Raw genomic sequence first — 1,552 nt, 5'->3', positions numbered from 1 at the left:
CCCAAGGATCTGCCAAACCCAACGCTTGCTTAAAAAGTGCCTCAACTGACATCCCCAGAAGTATAGAAAGCAGCGACCGATACGGGAACATTCAAATCAGCCTACCCACCTCAGATCCGGTAGAGCCATTTTTGAATTACTGACCTCGGCTTCAGCCTGGAATCGAGGTTCAACCATGATGATGCTCAAGACCGCTGGATTTCGTCGCCTTCATCCGATCAATCTCAGCCATCCTGGTCCAATTTTTTCCCTTAGTTTGATCGCCTTGGGCCGGTCAGATTCGCCTTGTTCGGCTTTTCCTAGGCGCTTCCCTCCGCGATCTTCTTTGCTGACCACTCGTCCGCTGCCTTCCGGCAATCAGTGCAATACCGCCTCTCGATCCATCCCACATTCCGGGGATAGCCTCCGTAATTCATCCTGTTTGAATTCGGGAAGAGTTTCCTTTCGGCTTCTTCATATCCGTTCATCAAACTAATAGTTTGCCCTTTAGGGGCTTCGATCGTCTCGATACGCAGAGAGCTTCCGTGCAATTCACAGAGAGAAGCTTGACCTTGAGGAGATTGCACCCTGATCGTCCGCTTCCATAAGAGGTCTCGCTGGTATGAAATACCCAAAGCAAGGATAACGACTGCGAGAGCTAGGAGGCCCTTGATGATCTTACGTTTTCGCATTCCCTCGGTTTTTTCCAAACGTATGAGGAATGGCGCGACGCCCGAACGAAGGCGGCGCTCCCGATCCTCTCTGAGGATAAAAAAGCATCAAAATGCAAACGTAACAAGACCGAGGTCAGGCATCGTCATGGTCGGCTTGTTCTCCGGCTTTTGTTTTTGCGGAGAGCCTGCGCCAGCCACCCGGAACCCGCTCAAGTTCGTAGATCCAGATCTCATCAATGCCGTAGAGAGGCTTCGGTCCGAGCGTCACCAGAATTCGAGTTGGAGCAACTTTCTCGGGGGTAAGTCGATCTACCCTCACGGGAACCTGTGCGCCGTCTGCCTCGATGGTCCATGTTCGTCCGCCATTCTCGTAACGGGTTCCGTCATCGTCGGCCACTCTGGTTGGCGACGTCTCAAAGACTGGTAGAGTCAGGGCAAGGTCTTCGAGCGAGGGGAAAGTCTCATCTGCAAGAGGTTCTCGATCCACGATGAAGGGAGGAGACAGGGAGGAGAGCGGAGGCCCCGAATCCTCCACTGCGGGATGATGGCTGCACGATGTTCCAAGGAGGGCAACTCCGACTGATGCAGCGTAGAACTTCAGCATTTTCTGAACGAAACGGCTGCCGGGTTTGAAGTCGATGACGAGTTCGAGGGACCTCGCCTCGGGATCGAAGTCAGGGGAAACGACCTTCCATGTAGAGGTGAGTCCGAGTGCCTGGGTGAAGAGAAGTTCGACAGCCATGCGCCGGAGTATGCCAGAGGGAGAGTTACCCGTAAGCGCCCAACAGAGCACCTCTCGCATAGGTGCGATAATTCTGGGGGCTCCGGCTTCTATGCAACTCGGGCGACCGAGGGGCTTTGATCAGGCTGCTGGGATTCGATCCAGACGGAGGGCAGCA

At 54.3% G+C, this 1,552-nt stretch carries 1 protein-coding gene; it reads right to left on the bottom strand.

Annotated features, from left to right (window positions below):
- Nucleotides 1-786 precede the first annotated feature (786 nt).
- Nucleotides 787-1,395, bottom strand: coding sequence for a hypothetical protein (locus ACFQY0_RS21070; RefSeq protein ID WP_379716998.1), 609 nt, complete (start codon nucleotides 1,393-1,395; stop codon nucleotides 787-789).
- Nucleotides 1,396-1,552: the final 157 nt, after the last annotated feature.

It is taken from the genome of Haloferula chungangensis (assembly GCF_042664875.1).
Lineage (GTDB): Bacteria > Verrucomicrobiota > Verrucomicrobiia > Verrucomicrobiales > Akkermansiaceae > Haloferula > Haloferula chungangensis.
Note: the sequence above shows the minus strand (reverse complement) of the source record. Positions and strands in the feature narration are given on the sequence as shown.